At 68.8% G+C, this 24,720-nt stretch carries 19 protein-coding genes and 2 pseudogenes; 12 read left to right on the forward strand and 9 right to left on the reverse strand.

What is annotated here, in order from left to right; all coding sequences use genetic code 11:
• Positions 1–190: pseudogene (locus VGF12_RS26090) on the forward strand (hypothetical protein); the annotation flags it as partial.
• A 14-nt stretch (positions 191–204) separates the two neighbouring features.
• A complete protein-coding gene (locus tag VGF12_RS26095; protein ID WP_331178970.1) occupies positions 205–3,438 on the forward strand; it encodes an efflux RND transporter permease subunit in 3,234 nt (1,077 codons plus the stop codon).
• Here the strand turns inward: VGF12_RS26095 and VGF12_RS26100 are convergent.
• Both VGF12_RS26100 and VGF12_RS26105 read right to left on the reverse strand, forming a co-directional pair.
• Complete coding sequence (locus VGF12_RS26100) at positions 3,416–4,798, reverse strand: FAD-binding oxidoreductase (RefSeq protein WP_331178988.1); 1,383 nt, start codon at positions 4,796–4,798, stop codon at positions 3,416–3,418. The two genes, VGF12_RS26095 and VGF12_RS26100, sit on opposite strands and share 23 nt — an antisense overlap.
• A 17-nt stretch (positions 4,799–4,815) precedes the next feature.
• The gene (locus VGF12_RS26105) at positions 4,816–5,196 is read right to left on the reverse strand and encodes a DUF2069 domain-containing protein (RefSeq protein ID WP_331178971.1); all 381 of its coding nucleotides are present in this window, start codon (positions 5,194–5,196) and stop codon (positions 4,816–4,818) included.
• Positions 5,197–5,217: 21 nt separating this feature from the next.
• Between VGF12_RS26105 and VGF12_RS26110 the strand changes: the two genes are divergently transcribed.
• Positions 5,218–6,516, forward strand: a complete 1,299-nt coding sequence (locus tag VGF12_RS26110; protein ID WP_331178972.1) for a YihY family inner membrane protein — start codon at positions 5,218–5,220, stop codon at positions 6,514–6,516.
• Here the strand turns inward: VGF12_RS26110 and VGF12_RS26115 are convergent.
• Positions 6,488–7,444, reverse strand: a complete 957-nt coding sequence (locus tag VGF12_RS26115; RefSeq protein WP_331178973.1) for a Bug family tripartite tricarboxylate transporter substrate binding protein — start codon at positions 7,442–7,444, stop codon at positions 6,488–6,490. The genes VGF12_RS26110 and VGF12_RS26115 overlap by 29 nt on opposite strands.
• A gap of 28 nt (positions 7,445–7,472) precedes the next feature.
• Positions 7,473–8,048: an XRE family transcriptional regulator gene (locus VGF12_RS26120; RefSeq protein ID WP_331178974.1), complete on the reverse strand. Its 576-nt coding sequence runs from the start codon at positions 8,046–8,048 to the stop codon at positions 7,473–7,475.
• A 93-nt stretch (positions 8,049–8,141) separates the two neighbouring features.
• Here VGF12_RS26120 and kbl point away from each other — a divergent pair, with 93 nt between their 5' ends.
• From kbl to VGF12_RS26135, 3 genes are read left to right on the forward strand one after another with little or no spacing between them, the layout of a single operon-like run.
• Positions 8,142–9,338 carry a glycine C-acetyltransferase gene (gene kbl / locus VGF12_RS26125; protein WP_331178975.1) on the forward strand — a complete coding sequence of 399 codons (1,197 nt, stop codon included), beginning with the start codon at positions 8,142–8,144 and terminating at the stop codon, positions 9,336–9,338.
• Positions 9,335–10,282, forward strand: a complete 948-nt coding sequence (locus tag VGF12_RS26130) for an NAD-dependent epimerase/dehydratase family protein (protein WP_331178976.1) — start codon at positions 9,335–9,337, stop codon at positions 10,280–10,282. The genes kbl and VGF12_RS26130 overlap by 4 nt, the downstream gene beginning before the upstream one ends.
• Before the next feature lie 37 nt (positions 10,283–10,319).
• Positions 10,320–11,132, forward strand: coding sequence for a MipA/OmpV family protein (locus tag VGF12_RS26135; RefSeq protein WP_331178977.1), 813 nt, complete (start codon positions 10,320–10,322; stop codon positions 11,130–11,132).
• Here the strand turns inward: VGF12_RS26135 and VGF12_RS26140 are convergent.
• A complete protein-coding gene (locus tag VGF12_RS26140; RefSeq protein WP_331178978.1) occupies positions 11,129–11,437 on the reverse strand; it encodes an Mpo1-like protein in 309 nt (102 codons plus the stop codon). The genes VGF12_RS26135 and VGF12_RS26140 overlap by 4 nt on opposite strands.
• Before the next feature lie 64 nt (positions 11,438–11,501).
• Between VGF12_RS26140 and VGF12_RS26145 the strand changes: the two genes are divergently transcribed.
• Entirely contained in the window at positions 11,502–12,962 is a 1,461-nt protein-coding gene (locus VGF12_RS26145; RefSeq protein WP_331178979.1) for an NAD(P)/FAD-dependent oxidoreductase, read from the forward strand.
• On the opposite strand, the gene VGF12_RS26150 is transcribed toward VGF12_RS26145, so the two are convergent.
• Both VGF12_RS26150 and VGF12_RS26155 read right to left on the reverse strand, forming a co-directional pair.
• Entirely contained in the window at positions 12,947–13,744 is a 798-nt protein-coding gene (locus VGF12_RS26150) for an alpha/beta hydrolase (RefSeq protein WP_331178980.1), read from the reverse strand. The genes VGF12_RS26145 and VGF12_RS26150 overlap by 16 nt on opposite strands.
• Positions 13,741–15,045, reverse strand: coding sequence for an O-acetylhomoserine aminocarboxypropyltransferase (locus tag VGF12_RS26155; protein ID WP_331178981.1), 1,305 nt, complete (start codon positions 15,043–15,045; stop codon positions 13,741–13,743). Before VGF12_RS26155 ends, VGF12_RS26150 begins: the two co-directional genes overlap by 4 nt.
• Positions 15,046–15,118: 73 nt before the next feature.
• Between VGF12_RS26155 and VGF12_RS26160 the strand changes: the two genes are divergently transcribed.
• The 4 genes from VGF12_RS26160 (at position 15,119) to VGF12_RS26175 (ending at position 21,363) form a co-directional block, all read left to right on the forward strand.
• Positions 15,119–15,586, forward strand: a complete 468-nt coding sequence (locus VGF12_RS26160) for a CBS domain-containing protein (protein WP_331178982.1) — start codon at positions 15,119–15,121, stop codon at positions 15,584–15,586.
• Between the two features lie 108 nt (positions 15,587–15,694).
• Positions 15,695–16,798 (forward strand): chorismate synthase, encoded by a 1,104-nt coding sequence (gene aroC, locus VGF12_RS26165; protein ID WP_331178983.1) that lies wholly within the window; start codon positions 15,695–15,697, stop codon positions 16,796–16,798.
• Between the two features lie 148 nt (positions 16,799–16,946).
• Positions 16,947–18,113 (forward strand): efflux RND transporter periplasmic adaptor subunit, encoded by a 1,167-nt coding sequence (locus tag VGF12_RS26170; protein ID WP_331178984.1) that lies wholly within the window; start codon positions 16,947–16,949, stop codon positions 18,111–18,113.
• Between the two features lie 10 nt (positions 18,114–18,123).
• Complete coding sequence (locus VGF12_RS26175) at positions 18,124–21,363, forward strand: efflux RND transporter permease subunit (protein WP_331178985.1); 3,240 nt, start codon at positions 18,124–18,126, stop codon at positions 21,361–21,363.
• A 93-nt stretch (positions 21,364–21,456) separates the two neighbouring features.
• On the opposite strand, the gene VGF12_RS26180 is transcribed toward VGF12_RS26175, so the two are convergent.
• Positions 21,457–22,383, reverse strand: a complete 927-nt coding sequence (locus VGF12_RS26180) for a LysR family transcriptional regulator (protein ID WP_331178986.1) — start codon at positions 22,381–22,383, stop codon at positions 21,457–21,459.
• A gap of 106 nt (positions 22,384–22,489) precedes the next feature.
• Between VGF12_RS26180 and VGF12_RS26185 the strand changes: the two genes are divergently transcribed.
• Positions 22,490–23,503 (forward strand): zinc-binding alcohol dehydrogenase family protein, encoded by a 1,014-nt coding sequence (locus VGF12_RS26185; RefSeq protein WP_331178987.1) that lies wholly within the window; start codon positions 22,490–22,492, stop codon positions 23,501–23,503.
• A 3-nt stretch (positions 23,504–23,506) separates the two neighbouring features.
• Here the strand turns inward: VGF12_RS26185 and VGF12_RS26190 are convergent.
• Positions 23,507–24,720 (reverse strand): annotated as a pseudogene (locus tag VGF12_RS26190) (hypothetical protein); the annotation flags it as partial.

Here is a 24,720-nt window from a genome sequence, read left to right on the forward strand (position 1 = left end):
GACGCTGGGCGAGCGCGACGAGCGTCGCGGCGAGGTCGTGATCGTCTCGGGCCTGGCCCTGGGCGACGAGGTGCTGCGCGCGCCCACCGGCACGCTGACGGACGGCGCGCCGGTGCAGCGCGTCGCCGCGGGCGTCGGGGCCGCTTCGGCCGTCGCCGCCGCTGCGCCGGCTCCAGCCGCCAGCAAGTAAGCAGGAGGTCCCTCATGTTCCTCTCCAACTTCAGCATCAACAGGCCCGTCGCGACCGTCGTGATGGTCATCGGGCTGATGCTGGTGGGCCTGCTTGCACTGTCCAAGCTCAAGGTCAACCAGTTCCCCGAGGTCGAGCCACCGGTGCTCGTCATCAACATCCCCTATCCGGGTGCCTCACCCGAGACGGTGGAGCGCGAGGTCGTCAACCGCATCGAGAAGGCGCTGCAGAGCATCTCTGGCGTGGACCGCTCCAACTCCACGTCGCGCGAGGGCAGTGCCACCATCGTGCTGGTCTTCGATTTCTCGAAGAACATGATCGAGGCCGCCGACGAGGTGCGCAACGCCATCGCTTCGGTGCGCTACAAGCTGCCGACCGAGATCCGCGAGCCCATCATCACGCGGGCCGACCCGGGTGCCCAACCCATTCTGCAGCTGTCGCTGTCCAGCACGACGCTGACCCACGCCCAGCTCAGCCGCCTGGCGGAAGACAAGCTCGCCGAACGCTTCCGCGGCATACCGGGGGTGTCGACCGTCAGCGTCAACGGCGCGCTCAAGCGCGAGTTGTCCATCCTGCTGCGCGCCGACAAGCTGCGTGAGTTCGGTGTCTCGGTCACGGAAGTGCTGAATGCCGTGCGCGCTCAGAACACGACGGCGCCGGTCGGCAAGGTGCGCGGCGCGCTGGAAGACCAGAGCATCCGCCTGTTGGGCCGCCTCGAGTCGCCCAGCGAGTTCGAGCAGATGATCATCAAGCGCAACAGCGGGATGGTGGTGCGACTGGGCCAGGTGGCCGAGGTGAAGGACGGCTTCGCCGAGATGACCGGCTACTCGCTTCGCAACGGCCGACCCAACGTGGGTATCTCCATCACGCGCTCGCGTGACGCCTCCACCGTCAGCGTCGCCAACGACTCGCGCAAGCTGGTCGACGAGATCAAGAAGGAGCTGCCCAGCGGCACCACGCTGGACGTCACGCAGGACGGCGGCAAGGACGCCGAGGACAGCCTGCACAACGTGACGCACGCACTGGTCTTCGGTGCGGGCCTGACCATCTTCGTTGTCTACGCCTTCCTCAACAGCTGGCGCTCGACGCTGATCACTGCGCTGTCCCTGCCCACCTCGGTGCTCGCGGCCTTCATCGCCGTCTGGCTGATGGGCTTCTCGCTGAACTTCATGAGCCTGCTGGGCCTGAGCCTGGCCATCGGCGTTCTCATTGACGATGCCATCGTCGTGCGGGAGAACATCGTGCGGCACATGGAGCGCGGCAGCGACCGCGTGACCGCAGCGCGCGAGGGCACGGCCGAGATCGGCCTGGCCGTCGCCGCGACCACCTTCGCCATCGTGGCCGTCTTCGTGCCGGTGGCCTTCATGGGCAATGGCCCCGGCCAGTGGTTCAAGCCCTTCGCACTGACCGTGGTGGCCTCCGTCATCGTGTCGCTGCTGATCAGCTTCACGCTGGACCCCATGCTGTCGGCCTACTGGGGTGACCCCCCGGGCTACCACGAGCAGCCCAAGAAAGGCTTCGGCAAACTGCTGCAGCGTTTCAACCACTGGTTCGATGGCGTCGCCAATGGCTATGGCCACGTCATCGCCTGGGCGCTGCACCACCGCCGCTGGATGGCCGCATTCGCCGTGGCGAGCTTCATCGGCGCCATCGCGCTGCAGGCCACGGTTGGCGGCTCCAGCTTCCTGCCGCAGGCCGACGCCGGCTTCCTCGCCATCGAGGTGCGCAGTCCGGCGTCCAGCAGCCTGGACTATTCCAAGCTCAAGCTCGACGCCGCCGCAGCCCTGGCCTCGACGATGAAGGAGACCAAGGCGACGACCGCGTACCCGAACGCCAGCGGCGGCCGCATCTACGTCGATATCGGCAAGAGCACCGAACGCCAGCGCTCGGCCGCCGAGGTCGCCAAGGAACTGCGCGAGAAGGTCGGCCGCCTCGTCGGCGCCGAGTACGTGGTGCTGGACGACCTGAACAACGGCGCGCAGAAGCCCGTGCAGATCCGCTTCTACGGTGCGGACTCGCGCAAGCTGCAGGAGATCACGCAGGAGTTCCAGAAGACGATGCAGGGCATCAAGGGGGCCGTCGACATCGGCTACTCCGAGCAGGATCCGCAGAACGAGCTGCAGATCGAGCTGGACCGCGGCCTGGCCAACCAGATGGGCATCTCCGTCAACGATGCTGCCCAGGCGTTGCGCGTGGCATTCGCCGGTGTCGAGGCCGGCGACTGGATCGACCCGACGGGCGAGGCCCGCGACGTGTCCATCCGCCTGCATCCGGCGGACCGCGTCGATGCGGCCAACATCGAGCGCCTGCCCATCGCCGTCTCCGGCACGAACCGCATGGTGCCGCTGGACCAGATCGCCACGGTCACGATGGGCAAGGGTCCCGGTCAGATCCAGCACGGCGACGGCAAGCGCACCATCACGGTCAGTGCGAACGCCCAGGGCCGCTCGCCCGGCGAGATCACGTCCGAGGCGAAAAAGCTGGCCGAGAAGATCAACTTCCCGCCCGGCTTTGGCATCGAGCTGGCCGGCGCGGCGCGTGACCAGCAGGTCGTCTTCACCGCCATGATCACGGCGCTTCTCTCTGGCATCGCACTGATGTACTTCGTGCTTGTCATCCAGTTCAACAGCTTCACCGCGCCGCTGGGCGTCATGTTGTCGTTGCCGCTGAGCCTGATCGGCGTTGTCCTCGCACTGATCCTCACGGGCGGCACGTTGAACCTGATGAGCCTGATCGGCGTCATCATGCTGATGGGCCTGGTCGCCAAGAACGCCATCCTGCTGCTGGACGCGACGCGCCAGGAGGAGGCTGCCGGCATCGACCGCGAAGAGGCGCTGATGCATGCAGGTCGCAAGCGCTTCCGCCCCATCCTGATGACGACGCTGGCGCTGATCGCCGGCATGATGCCGGTGGCCATCGGCGTGGGCGAGGGCGGCGAGTTCTACCGCCCTATGGCCGTGGCCATCATCGGCGGCACCATCACGTCGACGCTGCTGACGCTGCTGATCGTGCCCACGTTCTACGACAGCATCGAGATCGCTCGCGACAGCGCCATGGCCAAGTTCCATCGCCGCACGCCGCGTTTCACGATGGCTGGCGCCTTCGTGCTGACGCTGATAGAGGCCGTGCTTGCCCTGGTGTTGGTGCGCTTCGCGTTCCGGATGCTGATGCGCGTGGTGCGCCGTCCGGCCACGCTGCTTCAGTGGCTGACGCTGGGCTTCGCGTTCAAAGCACCCGCCCAGGGTTAAGCAGGTCGAGCGGGTCCAGCGCCCGCTTGATGGCTCGCATCAGCGCGAGGGCCGTCGGGTCCTTGCGCGCGCCCAGTTCCTCGCGCTTGAGCCGGCCGATGCCGTGCTCGGCCGAGATCGAGCCGCCGCGCCGCTGCACGGCGTCGTAGACCCTGGTGTTGATCGCCGCCTCGTGATCCGCCAGGAAGGTCGCGGGCGCCACGCCGGCGGGCGCCTGCACGTTGTAGTGCAGGTTGCCGTCGCCCAGGTGGCCGAAGTCGATCACCTCGATGCCGGGCAGGTAGGCCGCCAGCGCTGCGTCCATCTCAGTGACGAAGCCGGGAATGCTGGACACCGGCAGCGAGATGTCGTGCTTGATGTTCAGCCCGGCCTGGGCCTGGGCCAGCGGGATGGATTCGCGCAGATGCCAGAAGGATCTGGCTTGATGGAGGTTCTGAGCGATGGCCGCGTCCTGCACGCAGCCGCGCTCGACGCCGGCTTCCAGCAGGCCCTCGAAGACACCGCGCGCGTGTTCAGCCCCCTCGGCGTCCGACAGCTCCAGCAGCACCGTCCACGCGGCATGGGCCAACGGCTGGGCGAGTTGCGGCAGTTCGCGTGCCACCAGTGCCAGCGAGGCGCGGTTCATGACCTCGTAGCCGGTCAGCGCATCGCCGGAGCGCTCGCGTGCCAGACCCAGCAGCGCGACCGCATCTTCCAGTGACGCGCAGGTGGCCAGCGCCGTCAACCGTTCCCGGGGTTGTGGATAGAGCTTCATCGTCGCCGCGGTGATGACGCCCAGCGTCCCCTCGCTGCCGATGAAGAGATCGCGCAGGTCGTAGCCGGTATTGTCCTTGCGCAGGCCCGACAGGCCGTGCCAGACCTCGCCGGTCGCAGTCACCACTTCCAGCCCCAGGCACAGCTCGCGCGCATTGCCGTAGCGCAGCACCTGTGTGCCGCCGGCGTTGGTCGCCAGGTTGCCGCCCAGCGTGCAGGAGCCCTCGGCCGCCAGGCTGAGCGGGAACAGCAGGCCCGCCCGTACGGCCGCGGCCTGCACTTCCGCCAGCACGCAGCCGGCCTCGGCCGTCAGGCTGGCGTTGGCGACGTCGACCTCGCGCACGCGCTTCATGCGCGCCAGGCTCAACACCAACTGGCGGCCGCTGTCGTCTGGCGTCGAGCCCCCCACCAGGCCGGTGTTGCCGCCCTGGGGCACGACGGCCACGCGATGCTGGTGGCACAGCCGAATGACGGCCGCGACGTCGTCCGTCGATGCGGGTCGCGCGACGGCCAGGGCTCGACCCGGGTAGCGCTTGCGCCAGTCCTGTTCATAGGCCGAGAGATCCCCGCCCCGCAGCAGCCCGGCCTCGCCGAGTCGCTGTTGCATGGCGTCGAGAAACTCGTTCACGTCGTCTTGGCGGCCGCGAGCCGCAGCCGGATCTGGGCCGTGCAGGCCGTGAAGGCGACGATGGCGAGCAGCACCTCGCCGAGCGCCAGCCACTGGCCCAGGCCTCCCTCGCTGGTCGCCCGCACCAGGCCTTCCAGCACATAGAGCCAGATGACGAGGGCCACCCAGCGGTAGGTGTACATGCGATAGCGCCACAGGCCGATGGGCGCCGGCAACAGGGGCAGCACCTTCACCGCCAGAGTGCCGCGGCCCGTAGGGGCCAGCCACAGTTCCCAGGCCAGGCAGAGCACGATCAGCGCGACGACGCTGGCCAGGGCGAGGTTGCGCGAGAGGCGCTCGTTCGCGCGGGGCTGGGTTCTTTCGAGGGCAGAGGACATAGCTGCGGCATCATAGAAGCCATGTCCTCGACACCTCTCCCGCCTGCTGCGCCCGCCAAGCCGGACGATCTCGACGCGCCGCTGGCCCGCAATCCCATCGCCTTCGCCAGCGATTTCATCGCCGATCTGCTGGCCTGGCCCTGGTTGCAGACGCTGCAGACCTTCCGCCAGCGCTTCCGCGAGGAGAAGCTGGGCCTGACCGCCGGCAGCCTGACCTTCACGACGCTGATCTCGCTCGTGCCGCTGCTGACGGTGATGCTGGCCATCTTCACGGCCTTCCCGATGTTCTCGAGCTTCCAGTCCGCGCTGGAGCAGTACTTCCTGAAGAGCCTGATCCCGCCCAACATCGCCAAGCCCGTGCTGGCCTCGCTGACGCAGTTTGCGGCCAAGGCCAACAAGCTGGGCGCGGTGGGCCTGGTGGCCCTGGGCGTCACGGCGCTGGCGCTGATGCTCACCATCGACCGCACGCTGAACGCCATCTGGCGCGTGCAGCGCCCGCGTCCCATGGCACAGCGCGTGCTCGTCTACTGGGCCGCGCTGACGCTGGGCCCGCTGCTGCTGGGCGGCAGCCTGACGCTGACCAGCTATGCCGTCAGCGTCGGCCAGGGCCTCTTCACCAAGCTGCCAGGGGACCTGGCAGCGCTGCTGGGTGGCGTCGACATCGTGCTGCTGGGATTTGCCGTCGCCGGGCTTTTCCACTACGTGCCCAACACCCACGTCCGCTGGCGTCATGCACTGCTGGGCGGGGCCTTCGTGTCCATCGGCTTCTCGCTCGCCAAGTCGCTGCTGGCCTGGTACGTGAAGCAGGTGCCGACCTATTCGACGCTCTACGGTGCCTTCGCGACCGTGCCTGTCTTCCTGATCTGGGTCTATCTCGGCTGGGTCATCGTGCTGCTGGGCGCCATCCTGGCAGCCAACACGCCCAGCCTGACCGGTCGCCTGCACCTGCGCCCGGACACGCCGGGCCAGCCTCTGGCGCTCGCGCTGGAGGTGCTGCGCGAGCTGTGGCGCGCGCGCGAGGCGGGTCAGCGCGGGCTGTCCGACCTTGGCCTGGCCGCTGCGCTGCGGGTGGATCCGTTGCAGCTCAGCCCCATCGTCGACAAGCTGCTCGCCATGGACTGGGTGGGGCGGCTGGAGGAGGAGGGCGCCCAGCGCCTCGTGCTGCTGTGCGCGCCCGAGCGGGCGCTGGCGGGGCCGCTGGTCGAAGCCTTCCTGGCCGGCCGGCAGGGTCTGCTCGGCAACCTGTGGACGCGGGGCGAATGGAGCGGCCTGACGCTGGACCGCCTGCTGGTCACTGAGGCTGGAAGCCCCCAGCCTTGATGAGGCGCGCCCAGACGGCCGAGTAGGCGCGTTCGCGCGCCGCCAGTTGGGCTGCGCTCATCATGCCGACTGACAGGCCGAGCTCGGCCAGCCGCTGCTTCACGCCGTGCTGGCCGAGGACACCTGCCAGCGCGTTCGAGAAGCGCTCGATGACGGCGGGCGATGTGCCCGCAGGCGCAAAGATGCCGTAGTAGGGCAACTCCTCGAAGCCGCTGATGCCGAGTTCCGCGAAGGTCGGCACCTCGGGCAGCACGCCCTGGCGCTGCTGGCCCATGACGGCCACGATGCGCAGCTTCTTTTGCTGGTGGTTGGCGATGAGGTCAGGCACGGAGCCCACGCCGGCGCTGATCTGGTTGCCCAACATGTCGGCAATCATGGGCGCGCTGCCGCGGTAGGGCACGCTGAGCAGGCTGAGACCATTCTTCTCGCCCAGCAGCTTGACGAGGAACTCCGGCACCGACGCCGGCGCCGGCACGCCCACGTTGCCCTGGCCCCCCTGCTTCTTCACCCAGGCGAGGTATTCCGGCAGGCTGCTGGCCGGGGTGCCGCCCGACAGCGCCAGCGCATTCGCGAACGTGGCGAAGCCGGCCACGGGCACGAAATCCCGGACCGGGTCGAATCCGGGGTGCTTCAGCACCAGCGGCAGGATGGAGATGGTGTGGTCGTGCGTGACGAAGAAGGTCGTGCCGTCGGGGGCGGCCGTCTTCAGCGCTTGCGCCGCAATCTGTCCGCCGGCGCCGGGCCGGTTGTCGACCAGCACCGTCGTGCCGAGCGAGGCCTGCATCGCCTCGCCGAGCAGCCGAGCGATGGCATCGGTGCCGCCGCCGGCGGGGAAACCGACGAGCAGGCGGATGGGCCGGTCCTCGGCATGGCCCGCGAAGGGCAGGGCGGCCAGCGTGGCCAGGGTCGCGCGACGGGTGATCTGCATGCATGCCTCCTTGAGCGGAGGCTGCAGTCTACGGATGAAGAACCACCAGCAGCGCTGTCGCCGCCGACTTCGTTGGGTTGCGGATCGCGTGCGGCCCATCCACGGCATAGCGCGCGGTCTCGGCGGCCTTGAGCTTGCTGGTCACCCCCTGGGCCGTCACTTCCAGGCTGCCGGACAACACACTGAGATGTTCGCGCGAGCCCGGCTCGTGGGCCTGCGAGTCCAGGACGCCGCCGGGCTGCACCGTGAGCTCGTACCACTCGAACTGACCCGCCAGCTCAATCGGGCCGAGGATGCGCAGCTTGCACAGGCCGTCTGGGCTGGTCAGCCCGGGCGTCGCGTGCGCCGGCACCGTCTCGATGGCGGGTGTCGCGGCGCGCTCGCCCCCCAGCAGTTCGCCCATCTCCACGCCCAGCGCATTCGCCAGCCGCCACACCACGGCCACCGTGGGATTGGCCTGGTTGCGCTCGATCTGCGACAACATCGACTTGCTGACGCCAGCCCGCTTGGAGAGGTCGTCCAGCGACAGACCGCGGCTGCCGCGCAGTGCCTGCAAGGCGGCGCCGACGCGGGGCGGTTCGAGATCGGTGGCGGGCTTGTTCATGCTTGACGGCGATAGACGTTTTCCGGATACTGCACGAAAGTTCGATATATCGAACGAGTTCAATTTACTGAATTGTGCATCAGGAGCGGCGCCATGAGCCAAGCCTTCTATCAACATCTGCAGTCCGAACTGGACGGCATCCGCGCCGCCGGCCTCTTCAAGGCGGAACGCATCATCACCACGCCGCAGGGTGCCGTCGTGAAGACCAGCGACGGCCGCGAGGTCATCAACCTGTGCGCCAACAACTACCTCGGGCTGTCGTCGCATCCCAAGGTCATCGAGGCTGCGCACGAGGCGCTGCGCACGCATGGGTTCGGCCTGTCGTCGGTGCGTTTCATCTGCGGCACGCAGGATCTGCACAAGGCGCTGGAGCAGCGCATCGCGCGCTTCGTCGGCTGCGAGGACGCCATCCTCTACGCCGCCGCCTTCGATGCCAACGGTGGTCTGTTCGAGCCGCTGCTGGGCGAGCAGGACGCCGTCATCAGCGACGCGCTCAACCATGCCTCCATCATCGACGGCATCCGCCTGTGCAAGGCGCAGCGCTACCGCTACGAACACAACAACCTTGACGATCTGGAGCGCTGCCTGAAGGAAGCCAAGGCCAAGGGCGCCCGCTTCACCCTGGTGTTCACCGACGGCGTCTTCAGCATGGACGGCACCATCGCCCAGCTCGACAAGATCCGCGAGCTCTGCGACCGCTATGACGCGTTGCTCGGCATCGACGAATGCCATGCCAGCGGCTTCATGGGCAAGACCGGCCGTGGCACCGCCGAGCACCGCGGCGTGTTCGGCAAGATCGACATCATCACCGGCACCTTCGGCAAGGCGCTGGGCGGCGCGAGCGGTGGCTTCACGGCCGCGCGCAAGGAAGTCGTCGAGCTGCTGCGCCAGCGCTCGCGGCCCTACCTGTTCAGCAACACGCTGGCGCCCAGCATCGCGGGCGCTTCGCTGGCGGTGCTGGACCTGCTGGAGGGCTCCACGGCCCTGCGCGACAAGCTCGAGGCCAACACGGCCTACTTCCGCGAAGCCATCCAGGCTGCCGGCTTCGAAATCAAGCCCGGCACGCACCCCATCGTGCCCATCATGGTCTATGACGCGGTGCAGGCGCAGGCGCTGAGCAAGCGCATCCTGGAGCTGGGCATCTACGCAGTGGGCTTCTTCTTCCCCGTCGTGCCCAAGGGCCAGGCACGCATCCGCGTGCAGGTCTCGGCCGTGCACGAGCGCGAACACCTGGAGAAGGCCGTCGCCGCCTTCGCGCAGGCCGGCCGCGAGCTGGGAATCGTCCAATGACGCGGATCCTCATCATCGGTGCCAATGGGCAGATCGGTACCGAGCTGGCCGCCGAACTCGCCCGGCTGCACGGCAACGACGCCGTCATCACCAGCGATCTCAGCCCCCAAGGCCGCGTCCCCACGCTCAAGCACGAGATGCTGGACGTTACCGACGCCGGGGCCCTGACCACCATCGTCAAGCGCCACCACATCACGCAGATCTACCACCTGGCCGCGGCGTTGTCGGCCAACGGCGAGAAGCACCCGATGTGGGCCTGGGACCTGAACATGAAGGGTCTGCTCAACGTGCTGGAGCTGGCGCGGCACGAGAAGCTGGACCGCATCTTCTGGCCGAGCTCCATCGCGGCTTTCGGCCCCGGCACGCCGGCCGTGGACACGCCGCAGACGACGGTGATGGACCCCACGACCGTCTATGGCATCTCCAAGCTGGCGGGCGAACGCTGGTGCGCCTGGTACCACGCCAAGCATGGCGTGGACGTGCGCAGCCTTCGCTACCCCGGCCTCATCAGCTGGAAGACGCCACCGGGGGGGGGAACGACGGACTATGCCGTCGAGATCTTCCACGCCGCCCTCCAGGAAGGCCGTTACACCTGCTTCCTGGAAGCGGGTCAGGCCTTGCCCATGATGTACATGCCCGATGCGCTGCGCGCGACCATTGAGCTGATGAATGCGCCGGCCGATACCGTGAAGCAACGCGGCAGCTACAACCTCGCTGGCGTGAGCTTCACGCCGGAGCAGATCGCCGCCTCCATCCGCCGCCGCCTGCCGCAGTTCACGATGGACTGCGTGCCCGACTTCCGCCAGGCCATCGCTGCCAGCTGGCCGCAGCGCATCGACGATGCCGCGGCCCAGGCCGATTGGGGCTGGACGCTGAGGTATGGCCTGGATGCGATGGTGGACGACATGCTCGACGAGCTGACGCGCCAACTGAAGAGGAACTGAAGGTCGGCAGACAGCCCCGAATGCTAGGCTGGCGACCATGAAATCCGCGCTGCTCCTCCTTGCCGCCGGCGTTGCGGCGATGCCTGCGGGCGCCCAGCAGACCGAGCAGGAGCCCGAGAACCAGCCCGCCCGCTACCTGCTGGGGGTTTCCGTAGCAAGCCGTCCGGAGTACGACGGCGCCAGCGCGCGCCAGACCAAATTCAAGCCCCTTTGGGCCTTCCAGTGGGGCCGCTGGCGCATCAGCACCTCGGGCGGCAGCGCGCTGTTGGGCTTTGGCCGCGAAGGCGGAGGCGCGGGCGCGAGCACCCTGCTGGTGGATCGCGACAAGCTGCGCCTTGGCGTCTCCCTGCGGGTGGACAGCGGCCGCAGCAGCGGCGACGCCAGCACCACGCAAGGCCTGCCGGACGTGAGGCGCACGCTGCGCGCGCGGCTCTACGCCAACTACAGCCTCACCCCCGACCTGAACCTGGGTGCCAACCTGTCCCAGGACCTGCTCGGCCGCAAGGGCGGCCTGACGGCCGGGATCGACCTGGGCTGGCGCTTCTACCGCAGCCCCACGCTGGAGTGGGCCAGCGGCATCGGACTCTCCGCCGCCGATGCACAGAACATGCGCAGCTATTTCGGCGTGCCCGAGTCTGCAGTGGTCGCCAGCGGCAAACCGGCCTACATTCCGGGCGCAGGGCTGCGCGACCTGCATGCCGGCGTCAGTTTCACGAAACCGCTGTCCAAGCACTGGTTCGCCTTCGGCGGCGTGGGGGCCAGCCGCCTGCTCGGGCCCGTCGCGGACAGCCCGCTCACGCAGCAGCGCAATGGTAGCTACGCCAACGTGGGCATCGCCTGGCGCAACTAGAGCTTGATGCGGCCGAGCCAGATGTCGCGGTACATCGCCCAGTCGCCCATGAGGCTGTAGAGCGGGTACTTGAAGGTGGCCGGCCGGTTCTTCTCGAAGAAGAAGTGCCCGACCCAGGCAAAGCCATAACCGCACAACAGGCCGTACAGCAGCCAGACGAGCGACCCGGTGCTGAACAGTTGCCACAGGCAGACAAGAACCAGCGTCAGGCCGACGAAGTGCAGGCGTCGGCAGACCTTGTTCTGATGCTCGCCCAGATAAAAGGGATAGAAATCGGCAAAACGGGTGAAGCGTTCATTGCTCATGCGTCGATTCAAGCGCGGGTTGCACCCGGGCGGCAAGCGGGGATGCCCTCGCAATAATGAGCCCATGGATTCGCCGTCTGCGGTCGATTTCGAGGTGGTCATCCTCGGCGCCGGCATGTCCGGCCTGTGCATGGCCATCCAGCTGCAGAAGGCCGGCATCCGGGACTTCGTCGTCCTCGAGAAGTCCGCGGGCATCGGGGGCACCTGGTGGGACAACCGCTACCCGGGCGCCCAGGTCGACGTGCCCGCGCCGGCCTACAGCTTCAGCTTCGCACCCAACCCGCACTGGACACACCGTTTCGCGGATGCGCAGGAGATCCACGCCTACCAGCAGCGCCTGGCCGAGGATCATGGCCTGCTGCCGCGCATCCGCCTTGGCCACGCCGTTGTCGAGGCGCAATTCGATGCCGCGGCGGGCCGCTGGCGGTTGAGCCTGGACGACGGCAGCGCCCTCAGTGCCCGCTTCTTCGTGTGCAGCACCGGGCCGCTGAGCCGGCCACGCTGGCCGGACATCGCCGGCCTGGCGGACTTCCGCGGCCGGCTGCTGCACTCCGCGCGCTGGCCCGCGGATGTCGACCTGGCGGGCCGGCGCGTCGGCGTCATCGGCACCGGCTCGACCGCGGCGCAACTGGTACCGGCGCTCGCCGCTGCCAGGGCGCGCCTGAGCGTGTTCCAGCGCACGCCCAACTGGGTCCTGCCGCGCATGGACCGGCGCTACGGCCGGCTCGACCGCTGGCTGGTGCGGCGGCCGGCGTATGCCGCGCTGGCCCGCCATGCCTGGGTTCAGGTGCTGGAACTGGGGCGACGCGGCTTCGACGAGGGCACGCTGGCGCGAGGCCTGATGACCCGCACCGCTGTCGCTCACTTGCGGCGTCAGGTGGCCGATCCCACGCTGCGGGCGCGGCTCACGCCGAGCTATCCCCTGGGCTGCAAGCGCATCATCTATTCCAACGATTACTACCCGGCACTGGCGCTGCCGCAGTCCGAGCTGGTGACGGCGCCGATCCAGGCCGTCACGGCCACCGGCGTGCGGACCGCGGACGGGCGCGAGCACGCGCTGGAGGCGCTGGTCTGCGCCACCGGCTTCGACACGGTGCGACCGCTGGCCGGACTGCGAGTCATGGGCCTGGGTGGACAGACACTGGACGAGGCCTGGCGGGGCGGCCCCAGCGCCTACCTAGGCCTCACGGTGCCGGGCTTCCCCAACCTCTTTCTGATGCTGGGCCCCAACACCGGCACCGGACACACCTCCACCTTGCTGTTCATCGAGCCGCAGGTCGGTCATGCACTGGCCTGCATGCAGCGCGTGCAGCGCGAAGGCCGGCGCTGGATCGCCGTGCGGGCCGGCGTTTTCGCGGCGCAGGACGCCGCGGTGCAGCAGCGCCTGGCGGGCTCGGTATGGAGCCACTGCAGGTCGTGGTACCGCGACGAGAACGGCCGCATCTTCGCGATCTGGCCGGGTTTCACGGGCGAATACGTGAGGGCCGTGCGCCGGCCCGACGAGACGGCCTACGAACTGGGCTGAAGTGCCGCCCTCAGCGCCGCCAGCACGGCGTCCGGTGCCTCCGCCATCAGCGCATGGCCGGCCGGCACCGTGTGGATGCGCGGCTTGAGCAGGCCGCTCAGGACGGCGTTCTGCCGGGGTGAGGTCATCTGGTCCAGCGAGCCGAGGATGAAGTGCACGGGGCAGTCGACCCGTGCCGCCGCCGCCTCGCCCGCGGCATAACGGTCGCAGACCTGGAAGTCGTTCTCGAACAGGTTGACGGCCGTCTGGCGAGCCTGCAGCCGTCGCATCAACGCCATGGCGCCGCCACGCAGCCAACTGCCCGGGCCGGGGTAGCCGGGCTTGGCGCTGGCCAGCGAATGCGAGAACGCCGTGACCATGGCCATGGCGGCCTCGGGCTGATCGCGCGCGGTCGTCAGCAGCGCTTCTGAGACCTTCATGGGATACGCCGTGCCCACCATGACGAGCTTGGACGCCCGCCCGGCCGCTTCGAGCGCGATCAGCGAGCCCATGCTGTGGCCCACGAGCGTGGCTTTGCCTGCGCCGGCCGCGTCGAGCAGCCGGTGCAGCCAGGCGGCGATGGCCTCGACACTGGTCAATGGCGTGCCGCCACTGCGGCCATGGCCCGGCAGGTCGACGGCCAGCACGCCGTAGCCGTGGTGGGCGCACCAGCGCGCCAGCAGCGTCCAGACGCTGTGGTCGTTCAGCGCACCGTGGATGAAGACGATGCAGGGCAGGGCGGGGTCGAAGGTCTTGCCGCCCGTGTAGGCATAGGCCTCGTGGGAGTCGATGGTGAGCTTCATGCCGCACCGCCCGACTTCGCCGCCAGCTTGAGCGCCCGCTTCAGGTCGTCGATGAGGTCGGCCGGGTCCTCCAGGCCGATCGAGAGGCGGATGGTGCCGGGGCCGATGCCGGCCTGTTGGAGCGCCTCATCGTCCATGCGGAAATGGGTGGTGCTGGCCGGATGGATGACCAGGGACTTGGCGTCGCCCACGTTGGCGAGGTGAGAGAAGATTTTCAGCGCTTCGATGAAGGCGCGGCCCTGTTCGCGCGTGCCCTTGAGATCGAAGGAGAACACGGCGCCGGCACCGCGCGGCAACAGCTTCTGCGCCAGCGCGTGGTCGGGATGGGAGGCCAGGCCGGGATAGCCCACCTTGTCCACCAGGGGCTGCGCGGCCAGGAACTCAGCGACGGCCTGGGCGTTGGCGACATGCCGCTGCATGCGCAGCGGCAGCGTTTCCAGCCCCTGCAGCATCAACCAGGCGGTGTGCGGGCTCATGCAGGCGCCGAAGTCGCGCAGGCCTTCGCGCCGGGCGCGCAGCAAGAAGGCGCCGACCGTGCTTTCCTCGGCAAAGACCATGCCATGGAAGCCGTCGTAGGGTTCGCACAGCGTGGCAAAGCGGCCGCTGGCCGCATGGGCGGCCTCCCAATCGAACGAGCCGGCATCCACCAGCACGCCCCCGACGACGGTGCCATGGCCGCAGAGAAACTTGGTGGCGGAGTGGTAGATCAGGTCCGCGCCCAGCTCCGCGGGGCGCTGCAGATATGGCGTCGTGAAGGTCGCGTCGACCAGCAGCGGCAGGCCGGCTTCATGGGCGATCGCGCTGACGGCCGGGATGTCCAGCACGTCCAGGCCGGGATTGCCCAGGGACTCGCCGAACAGCAGCCGCGTCTGCGGGCGGATGGCCGCACGCCAGGCCTCCAGGTCACGGGGATTGACAAACGTCGTCTCAATGCCGAAACGCCTGAGCGTGTAATGCAACAGGTTGTGGCTGCCGCCGTACAGCGCCGTGCTCGCGACGATGTGGCCGCCCGCGCCCATCAGCGTGCAGATGGCCAGGTGCAGGGCTGCCTGGCCGCTGGCCGTCGCGATCGCGCCGACGCCGCCATCCAGCGCCGCCATGCGCTCCTCGAAGACGGCGGTCGTCGGGTTGGAGAGCCGGCTGTAGACGTGCCCTGACCGTTCCATGTTGAACAGCGAGGCCGCATGTTCGCCGGATTCGAAGACGAAGGAGGTGGACAGGTGCAGCGGCGTGGCCCGCGCGCCGGTGCCCGGGTCGGGCGCGGCGCCGGCATGCAAAGCCAAAGTATCGAAGCCCGGCATGGTGTTTTCTATGGTGTGGATGCGCAGGCATTGTGTGCTATGTTGATCGGGCGTTCTTCCCTGGAGGCCCCCTATGAAAGTCGTCGATATCCTGCGTGTCAAAGGCGGCACCCTGTTCACCGTTTCGCCGGACGAGGCGCTCAAGGCTTCGCTGGCCATCATGGCCGAGCGCGACATCGGCTCCCTCGTCGTCATGGAGCATGGCGAGCTGGTCGGCATGCTGACCTTCCGTGAAGTCATCCAGGCCGTCGTCAAGAACGGCGGCGAGGTCGGCATCACCATCGTCCGCACCGTCATGGACGACCACCCGTTGACCTGCACGCCGGAGACCGAGATCGATGAGGTGCGCCGCATGATGCTGGGGCGGCACGCTCGCTACATGCCCGTCATGAACGGACGCACGCTGATGGGCGTGATCTCGTTCTACGACGTGGCCAAGGCCGTCGTGGACAGCCAGGACTTCGAGAACCGCATGCTCAAGGCCTACATCCGCGACTGGCCGCTCGAGGAGAACCCCGCCGAGGCCGAGCCCAAGTTGTGAGTCGAGCCCTGGCCTGCGGGCCGGGGTGCATGGGGATCTGATTCGCATCCCGTGAAGGCGGCCTTGAGGGCCGCTTTTGTTTTGGGGGCGCACCTAGAATTTGGCGATATGTCAGGCAGCACCTTCGGCGAACTCTTCCGCGTCACCAACTTCGGCGAAAGCCACGGGCCGGCCATCGGCTGCGTCATCGACGGCTGTCCGCCGGGTCTGCCGCTCAGCGAGGCCGACATCCAGCCCGAGCTGGACCGCCGCCGCCCCGGCACCAGCCGCCACGTGACCCAGCGCAACGAGCCGGACGCCGTCAAGATCCTGTCCGGCGTCTATGACGGCGTGACGACGGGCACGCCCATCTGCCTGCTGATCGAGAACACCGACCAGCGCAGCAAGGACTACGGCAACATCCTTGACACATTTCGCCCCGGCCACGCCGACTACACGTACTGGCGCAAGTACGGTGTGCGCGATCCGCGTGGGGGCGGCCGCTCGTCGGCGCGGCTGACGGCGCCCATGGTGGGAGCCGGTGCGGTGGCCCGCAAGTGGCTGAAACAGGCCTACGGCACCGAGTTCCGCGGCTGCATGACGCAGCTGGGCGAGATCGAGATCCCGTTCGAGGGCTGGGAGCACGTCGGCCAGAACCCGTTCTTTGCCGCCAACGCCAGCACGATCATCGAGCTGGAGGCCTACATGGACGCGCTGCGCAAGGCTGGCGACTCGGTCGGCGCGCGCATCCGCGTCGAGGCCACGGGCGTGCCGGTGGGCCTGGGCGAGCCGCTCTTCGACAAGCTGGACGCCGACATCGCCTACGCGCTGATGGGCATCAACGCCGTCAAGGGCGTGGAGATCGGTGCCGGCTTTGGCGTCGTGGCCCAGAAGGGCACGGAGCATGGCGACGAGCTGAGTCGCGAGGGCTTCGCCAGCAACAACGCGGGCGGCATGCTGGGTGGCATCTCCACCGGCCAGGACATCGTCGCCAGCATCGCGATCAAGCCCACCAGCTCCATCCGCAGCCCCAAGGCCAGCATCGACCGCGCCGGCAACCCCGCGACGGTGGAGACCTTCGGCCGCCACGACCCCTGCGTGGGCATCCGCGCCACCCCCATCGCGGAGGCCATGCTGGCCCTGGTGCTGATGGACCATGCCCTTCGTCATAGGGCGCAATGTGGCGACGTGGTGCTGCCCATCGCCCCGATTCCGGCGACTCGCCCCACCTGATCTGCAGTTCATCCGCGCCGGCGCCGGCCTGATCGCCGACCGGTGCAGCTCAGCCCTCGCAAACCGCGTTTCGTCACAAGCACGCTGCGCCGCAGCGCCCTGATTTCTAGACTGCAAAGGTCTGTATCAGAGAGCGTTTGGGGGAGCCATGCGTAAGTCTTGGAAGTTGGGCGGTGCGGCCGCCGTGGTGCTGTTGGTCGGTGGGGCCGGCGTGGCCGTGATGGCCAGCAAGGGTGACGGCCCGAAGAAGCCGGGCGAGGGCAAGCCCCAGACGGTGTTGGAGTTCGTGCCCAGCGAGGTGGTCAAGCCGACGCTGTCCGCCATGCCGGCGCAGATCGAGTTCAGCGGCCCGCTTGTGGCGCCGGGCACGGTCGTCGTGCGCGCCAAGTCCAACGGCACCCTGCTCAACCTCGCCGTCGGCGAGGGCAGCCGCGTGCGGGCCGGCCAGGCGCTCGGCCAGGTCGACCTGGAAGAGCTGCGTTATCGCATCGCCGAGCGCGGCGCCAGCGTGGAGGCCATGCGTGCGCTGATGGAGCAGGCCGAGCGCAGTTACAAGGCCAACGAAGGCCTGGCGGCCAAGAACTTCATCGCGCAGACGGCGCTGGACAACTCGCGCGCTGCCTACGAGTCGGCCCGAGCCAACTGGCATGCCGCCAAGGCGCAGCTCGACACCAGCCAGGTGACGATGCGCCAGGCCGGCCTGGTGTCGCCCATCAACGGCGTCGTCGCCAAGCGCCATGCGCTGCCGGGCGAGAAGCTGGCGGCCGAGCAGCAGATCCTGACCATCGTCGATCTGGCCAAGCTGGAGCTGGCGGGCCTGGTCGGCACCCACGAAGTCAGCCGTCTCCAGCCGGGCATGCCCGTGCAGGTCAAGGTCGAGGGCGTCGATGATCCCGTCGAAGCCAAGATCGCGCGCATCGCGCCCAGCGCGGAGCCCGGGACGCGCTCCATCGGCGTGACGCTGGTGCTGGACAACCCCAAGGAGCTCTACCGCGCCGGCCAGTACGCCGTCGCCAAGGTCGTGCTGCAGGACGATGTCCAGCGCCTGACCGTGCCCATCGCCGCCATCAGCCGCAACTCCGGCCAGGAGCAGGTCTGGATGATCGAGAACGGCGCGCTGGTGCGCCGCATCGTGACGACCGGCCGCAGCGACGCCCGGGAGGGCCGCGTCGAGATCCTGAACGGCCTCAAGCCCGAGGCGCAGGTGCTGGCGGCGCGCTTCGACAACCTGCGCGAGGGCGACAAGGCCAGCGTCGTGGCGGCCAAGACTGCCAAGGTCGCCAGCGCCGCCGCATCCGCGTCGGCGCAGCAGTGAGGACGCCATCATGTGGATGACCCGCGTTTCCATCCAGAACCCGGTCTTCGCGACCATGGTGATGGTGGCCCTGTGCGTGCTGGGCCTGTTCTCCTACAGCAAGCTGGGCGTCGAGCAAATGCCCGACATCTCGCTGCCCGGTGCCTGGATCGACATCCGCTACCCCGGCGCCTCGCCCGAGGCCGTCGAGCGTGAAGTCGCCAAGCCGCTGGAAGAGGCCATGAACAGCATCGCCGGCGTCGACCGCATCCAGTCGCGCAGCTTCGAGGGCCGCGTCCAGGCCAGCGTCGAGTTCACCCTCAACACCGACATGGGCCGCGCGATGCAGGACCTGCGCGACCGCGTCGCGGCGGCGCAGGCATCCTTCCCCAGGGACGTGAAGCCGCCGACGGTGTCGCGCTTCCAGGCCGACAACGCCCAGCCCGTCGTCGTCATGGCGCTGCTCAGCGAGACACGTGGTGCGCGCGAGCTGTCCATGATGGGCGACCTCATCGTCTCCAAGCGCCTGGGCCGCGTCGAAGGCGTGGCCAAGGTCGACGTGGGCGGCATGGTCAGCCGCGAGGTGCGCATCGACCTGGATCCCATGCGCCTGCGCGCCTACAGCGTGACGCCGGCCGAGATCGCCAAGGCGCTGGCCGACGCCAACAGCGACCAGCCCGTGGGCCTGCTGTCCGACCAGACCTCCGATGCCATCCTGCGCGTGGAAGGCCGCGTCAAGGATCCCAAGCAGTTCGGCCAGATGGTCGTCGCGCGTCGCGGCAACCTGGCGCTGACGCTGAACGACCTCGGCACGCTGGTCGAGCGAGAGCGCGAGATCGACAGCATCGCGCGCATCAATGGCCAGCCGGCCGTGAGCTTCAATGTCTTCAAGCAGCAGGACGCCAACATCGTCGCCACCGGCGATGCCATCAAGGAGGCGATGGAGGAGCTGCGCAAGGTGCTGCCCAAGGACGTCGAGCTGCGCCTCATCTACGCCAATTCCGACTTCGTCAAGGGTTCGCTGACCGGCCTCAAGCACACGCTGGTGGAAGGCGCGCTGCTGACGGTGGCCATCGTCTTCCTGTTCCTGCACAGCTGGCGCTCCACCATCATCACGGGCCTGACGCTGCCCATCGCCGTCATCTCCAGCTTCATCGCCGTGCATGCCTTCGGCTTCACGCTGAACTTCATGACGATGATGGCGCTGAGCCTGTGCATCGGCTTGCTGATCGACGACGCCATCGTCGTGCGAGAGAACATCGTGCGGCACGTCGGCATGGGCAAGGACCACCACACCGCGGCCGCCGATGGCACCAACGAAATCGGCCTGGCGGTGATGGCCACCACCTTCGCCATCTGTGCGGTGTTCGTGCCCGTCGCCTTCATGGGCGGCATCATCGGCAAGTTCTTCTACCCCTTCGGCATCACCGTCGCGGTGGCGGTCCTCGTCAGCCTGTTCGTCAGCTTCACGCTGGACCCGATGCTGTCCTCGGTCTGGCACGACCCGGTCAACACGCGCATCAAGCACTGGCCCGTCATCGGCCACGCCATCCGTGCGACCGACTGGGGCATGGAGCATCTGCACGACGCCTACGAGCGCCTCATCAAGTGGGCGTTTTCCGGCCGCCGTTATCGGGTCTTCGTGCCACCCATCCCGGCCTACGGCCATCCCTTCGATGCCGACGGCAAGCGCGACAAGGGCGCCCGCCGCGTGTTCCGCTTCGCGACGCTGACGCCCCGCGGCCTGGTGATGTGGGGGGCCCTGGCCAGCTTCGTCGCCGCGCTGATGCTGGCGCCCTTGGTGGGCAGCGAGTTCGTGCCCGAGACCGACAACGGCTTTACCCAGGTCAACCTGCGCATGCCGGTAGCGTCCAGCGTCGAGCGCGGCAGCGCCAAGGTCGCCCAGATCGAGGAGATCCTCAAGAACTATCCGGAGATCAAGACGGTCTCGACCGTGGTCGGCAGCACTGGTGAAGGCCTCTCCACGGGCCGCAATCAGGCATCGCTGAACATCTCCCTCGTCGATCGCAGCGAGCGCAAGCGCACGCAGAAGGAGATCGAGGACGCCATCCGCGGCGACATCGCCAAGATCCCCGGCATCGAGGTCAGCGTGGGCTTCAACCGCCCGATCTGGGTGACCATACTCGGTACCGATCCCGAGGTGCTGACCCAGGTGGCCCAGGACTTCGTCGAGAAGCTGAAGAAGATCCCCGGCGCAGTCGACGTGGACACCACCGTCAAGCCAGGCCTGCCCGCCTTTGCCGTTCGGCTGAAGGACTCGGCCATCCGCGAACTGGGCCTGACCGCGCCGCAGATCGCCTCGTCCTTGCGCGCCTACGTCAACGGCGAGGTCGCGACCTACTGGACGACGCCGGACGGCAACCAGGTCGAGGTGCTGCTGCGCCTGCCGCGCGACCAGCGCGAGCGCATCGAGCAGATGAGCAAGCTGCCGGTGGCCTTCTCCAAGGACGGAGCGCCCATCACGTTGGACCAGGTCGCCACCATCGAGCCGGTGTTCAACCCCGAGGTGATCCGCCGCGAGAACCTGCAGCGTCGCGAGGCCGTGTTCGCCGGCGTCCAGGGCCGCCCGGGCGGCGACGTGAACGCCGACGTGCAGAAGCTCATCAAGGAGACCCAACTGCCTGCCGGCATCAGCTTCAAGGTGGACGGCGCCGGCAAGCAGCAGGCCGAGGCCTTCAACGGCCTGCTGGCAGCCATGGCGCTGGCTGGCATCTTCATCTACATCGTGCTGGCCAGCCAGTTCGGCAGCTTCCTGCAGCCCATCGCCATCATGGCTTCACTGCCCTTGGCGCTGATCGGTGTCATGCTGGCCCTGCTGCTGTGGCGCTCGACGCTGAACGTGTTCTCGATGATCGGCCTGGTCATGCTGATGGGTCTGGTGACGAAGAACGCCATCCTGCTGGTGGACTTCGCCAACCATGCCCGCAAGGCCGGCGCCACCATCGCCGATGCGCTGCTGCAGGCCGGCCTGATCCGCATGCGCCCCATCATCATGACGACGGCCGCCATGGTCTTCGGCATGCTGCCTATGGCGATTGCGCTCAATGACGGCGGCGAGATCCAGGCGCCCATGGGCCGCGCCATCATCGGTGGCGTCATCACGTCCACGCTGCTGACGCTGGTGGTCGTGCCGGTGCTGTATAGCTATCTGGTCCGCGACAAGAAGGCGGCCAAGCCGGCCGAGCAGGCAGGCGCCTCGGCGCTGCCGCTGCATGGCATGCCCGGCGCGATGCCGGCAGACAAGGAATGACACCGGCCTGAAACAGAATCCCTCGAGCGCTCACGCGCCTGGGCCGGCCGCTTCGGTGGCTGGCCCTTTTTTGTTTTCGCGAGGCCCGTGGGCTCAACGTTGCTGGCGGCCTGCGGCCAGTGCCGCGCACCGAGCCTGGATGCTGGCTGCGAGCCGCCGCAGTGCCGGCGTGAGGCGGTGGCGGCCCACGCTCATCCAGTGCAGGGGTGCGGGCTCGCCAATCCAGTCGGGGAGCAGGGCCACCAGCCGGCCGGCCGCCAGGTCGGTGGCTACGTCGAGGCGGCTCTTGTAGGCGATGCCCAACCCCGCCAGGGCCCATTCACGCACCAGGCCGCCGTCGTCGGCAACGCGGTTGCCCGTGACTTCGACCGCACTCGCACCGCCCTGTGCCGTCTCGAAGCGCCAACGGCCATGCAGGCTCTCGCCCAGCACGAAGCGCAGGCATTCGTGGTCGCGCAGCTCGGCCGGCGTCTGCGGGCAGCCGCGGCGGGCGACATAGGCGGGGCTGGCGCAGAGCACGCGACGGTTGTCGGGTGCCAGGGGCAGGGCGATGAGGCTGGAGTCCGGCGGCTCGCCGTAGCGCACGGAGTAGTCCACCGGCTCCTGGACCAGGTCGGCGAGGCGGTCGCTCAGGCGCAGCTCCAGCCGCAGGTCGACTGGGCTCTCCGTGGCGGCGAACTCCTCGATCCAGCGCCAGAGATGCTGGCGTCCGATGTCGCTGGGCAGGCTGACGCGAAGATGGCCGCTCAGGGGCCGGTCGGCTCCCTCGCTCAACGCGGCCCGGCCGTCCTCCCACGCTGCCACCAACTGGCGCGCGTGGGGCAGCCAGCGTTCGCCGGCCTCGGTCAGACGCAGGCGCCGCGTCGAGCGCTCGAAGAGGCGCACCCCCAGTTCGCGCTCCAGCCGCGCGATGGTGGCGCTGGCCTGCACCGGGCCCAGGTCCAGGCGACGGGCTGCGGCGGAAAAGCTGCCGGCTTCAGCGGCGGCCAGGAAGAGTTGCAGGGGGGAGAGTCGATTCATCTTCACGTTATAGATGAAACTGATTTGTTGATCCTTGTCTTTTCACGTCAGATCAGGGGCGGCAGCATGACGTCCATCGCTGTTTCGCCTTCCCGAAGGACACGTCATGAAAGCCATTGGCTATCTCCAAGCCCTGCCCATTACCCACCCCGAGTCCCTGATCGATCTGCAACTGCCCGATCCCGAGCCCGGGCCCCGTGATCTGCTGGTCCGGGTGTCGGCGGTTTCCGTGAACCCGGTTGATACAAAGGTGCGCCGCAGCCGCACACCGCAACCCGGACGCCCTGAAGTGCTGGGCTGGGACGCCGTGGGCGTCGTCGAAGCGCTGGGCCCTGCCGTCGAGGGCTTTGCGGTGGGGGATCGGGTCTACTACGCTGGCGCGATCAACCGTCCCGGATCCAATGCCGAGCTGCAGCTGGTCGACCACCGCATCGCCGCGCGCGCACCGCGAAGCTTGTCGGACGCCGAGGCCGCAGCGCTGCCGCTCACAGCGATCACCGCCTGGGAGCTGTTGTTCGACCGCCTGGGTGTGGCCGAGGGCGGCGGCGACGGTGACAACCTGCTGGTGGTCGGTGCGGCGGGCGGCGTCGGATCCATCCTCGTGCAGCTGGCTCGCCAACTGACGCGGCTGCACATCATCGGCACAGCCAGCCGGCCCGAGACCCGAGCCTGGGTGGAGGCGCTGGGCGCGCATGCCGTCGTCGACCACAGCCAGCCGTTGCGTGCCCAGCTCGTGGCGGCCGGCGTGCCCGAGGTCGGGTACGTCGCGAGCCTGACCCACACCGACCAGCACTGGGCCGCCCTCGTCGACGTCGCAGCGCCGCAAGGGCGGATCGGCCTCATCGACGACCCGGCCAGCCCGCTGGACGTGATGCTGCTCAAGCGCAAGGCGCTCTCGCTGCATTGGGAAATGATGTTCGCGCGGCCGGTGTTCGGCACGGCCGATGTTGCCGAGCAGGGCCGCCTCTTGGCACGCGTGGCCACGCTGGTCGACGAGGGCCGGTTGATCAGCACAGTCAGTGAACAGCTGAGTCCCATCAACGCAGCCAACCTGCGGCGCGCGCATGAACGGGTGGAGTCTGGCCGCATGCGCGGCAAGCTGGTGCTCAGCGGCTTCTGAGGCTCACCATTTGCAGCCCTTGCCGCGCGCCGCGTCCACGGCCAGCGGCAGGGCGGCCAGGAGGCCCGCGTTGGCATAGGCCTTGCGGCAATCCTGGTTGGCGGCCTTCTCTATGGACTGCTCCAGCCTGGACTTGCGCTCGGGCGGCTGCGGCAGCAGGTCGACGAGGCCGGGGCCGCGGCGGGCGGCGATATCACCGCCGCGCGGCAGCGACAGGTTGAGCGGGGCACGTGGTGCGCTGGCAGCCGCGGAAGGCGCAAGCGCCAGGTCGGGCCCCAGTCGTGAACCGGCGTCGGGAGACCCGGCCGAGGCCTTGGGGGCAGCGAAGGGATCCGCGTTGGGGTCGCCCCTGGCCGGCCCGCTGGGTCCCGCCGGCGCGCTCACCTGGCCGGGCAGGTCGCCCGACAGCGCCGGCAGGGCCGACCCAGCAGGTGTCGCCGGCAGCACGCGGGGAGCGGGCGCCGCCCGCAGCGGTGTCACGGCCGAGGGGCCGTCCGGTGCTTCAAGGCGTCGCACGGGGGTGGGCAGGTCACGGTCGCCGGGCAGCGAGGGCATCGCCGTGCCGGCCAGCATGCGCAAGTCGCTGGGACGGTTCAATGGCGTGACGCCTGTGCTCTCGGCCGCAGTCGCCTCCAGTCGCTGCACCGCCGCGGGTAGCGGCGCACCGGAAGGCAAGGGCTGTGAGGGCGCTGCGGGGGCGGCTCGCAACGCTGCCGCGCGGGGCAGGTCCGTCGGAACGCGCGCTTCGCCCTGGGCGTCCAGGCGGCGCACCGGAGGCGGCAGCTCGGCATTCGTTGACGGGAGGGCTGTCGGAGCCGGGACGGCACGCAGCTCGGCAGGGCGGGGCAGCGCGGTGGCCCGGGCGGGGACGGGGGTGGGCTCCAGGCGGCTCACCGCTGACGGCAGTTCAGCGGGCACGGTGGGCAGTTCTGCCGGGCGCGACTCCGCGCGCAAGCTGGGTGTGGGGCGCAGGACGTGGACGGCGGCCTCCGGCCGAGCCTCCAGCCGTCCCACGGCCGGCGGCAGTTCGACGGCCGGCATGGGGACCTGGCGCGGCACCGGTGTTGCCAGCTGCTCGCGCTCGATGGGCTTGAAGCCCTCGGGCAGCTCCAGCGTCGCAGTGCTGGGTGGCGCGTTGGAGACCTCGTCGGTCCGGGCCGCCTCCGGCGCCACCTCGCGCGGGTTCCAGCGGCCCAGTTCGGCGGACCCGGGGTGGG

The organism is Roseateles sp. (assembly GCF_036404855.1).
GTDB lineage: Bacteria > Pseudomonadota > Gammaproteobacteria > Burkholderiales > Burkholderiaceae_C > Pelomonas.

Bases quoted from the DNA above. Each gene is read 5' to 3' on its own strand.
- VGF12_RS26095 (WP_331178970.1), top strand. From the start codon at position 205: ATGTTCCTCTCCAACTTCAGCATCAACAGGCCCGTCGCGACCGTCGTG.
- VGF12_RS26100 (WP_331178988.1), bottom strand. From the start codon at position 4,798: ATGCAACAGCGACTCGGCGAGGCCGGGCTGCTGCGGGGCGGGGATCTC.
- VGF12_RS26105 (WP_331178971.1), bottom strand. From the start codon at position 5,196: ATGTCCTCTGCCCTCGAAAGAACCCAGCCCCGCGCGAACGAGCGCCTC.
- VGF12_RS26110 (WP_331178972.1), top strand. From the start codon at position 5,218: ATGTCCTCGACACCTCTCCCGCCTGCTGCGCCCGCCAAGCCGGACGAT.
- VGF12_RS26115 (WP_331178973.1), bottom strand. From the start codon at position 7,444: ATGCAGATCACCCGTCGCGCGACCCTGGCCACGCTGGCCGCCCTGCCC.
- VGF12_RS26120 (WP_331178974.1), bottom strand. From the start codon at position 8,048: ATGAACAAGCCCGCCACCGATCTCGAACCGCCCCGCGTCGGCGCCGCC.
- kbl (WP_331178975.1), top strand. From the start codon at position 8,142: ATGAGCCAAGCCTTCTATCAACATCTGCAGTCCGAACTGGACGGCATC.
- VGF12_RS26130 (WP_331178976.1), top strand. From the start codon at position 9,335: ATGACGCGGATCCTCATCATCGGTGCCAATGGGCAGATCGGTACCGAG.
- VGF12_RS26135 (WP_331178977.1), top strand. From the start codon at position 10,320: ATGAAATCCGCGCTGCTCCTCCTTGCCGCCGGCGTTGCGGCGATGCCT.
- VGF12_RS26140 (WP_331178978.1), bottom strand. From the start codon at position 11,437: ATGAGCAATGAACGCTTCACCCGTTTTGCCGATTTCTATCCCTTTTAT.
- VGF12_RS26145 (WP_331178979.1), top strand. From the start codon at position 11,502: ATGGATTCGCCGTCTGCGGTCGATTTCGAGGTGGTCATCCTCGGCGCC.
- VGF12_RS26150 (WP_331178980.1), bottom strand. From the start codon at position 13,744: ATGAAGCTCACCATCGACTCCCACGAGGCCTATGCCTACACGGGCGGC.
- VGF12_RS26155 (WP_331178981.1), bottom strand. From the start codon at position 15,045: ATGCCGGGCTTCGATACTTTGGCTTTGCATGCCGGCGCCGCGCCCGAC.
- VGF12_RS26160 (WP_331178982.1), top strand. From the start codon at position 15,119: ATGAAAGTCGTCGATATCCTGCGTGTCAAAGGCGGCACCCTGTTCACC.
- aroC (WP_331178983.1), top strand. From the start codon at position 15,695: ATGTCAGGCAGCACCTTCGGCGAACTCTTCCGCGTCACCAACTTCGGC.
- VGF12_RS26170 (WP_331178984.1), top strand. From the start codon at position 16,947: ATGCGTAAGTCTTGGAAGTTGGGCGGTGCGGCCGCCGTGGTGCTGTTG.
- VGF12_RS26175 (WP_331178985.1), top strand. From the start codon at position 18,124: ATGTGGATGACCCGCGTTTCCATCCAGAACCCGGTCTTCGCGACCATG.
- VGF12_RS26180 (WP_331178986.1), bottom strand. From the start codon at position 22,383: ATGAATCGACTCTCCCCCCTGCAACTCTTCCTGGCCGCCGCTGAAGCC.
- VGF12_RS26185 (WP_331178987.1), top strand. From the start codon at position 22,490: ATGAAAGCCATTGGCTATCTCCAAGCCCTGCCCATTACCCACCCCGAG.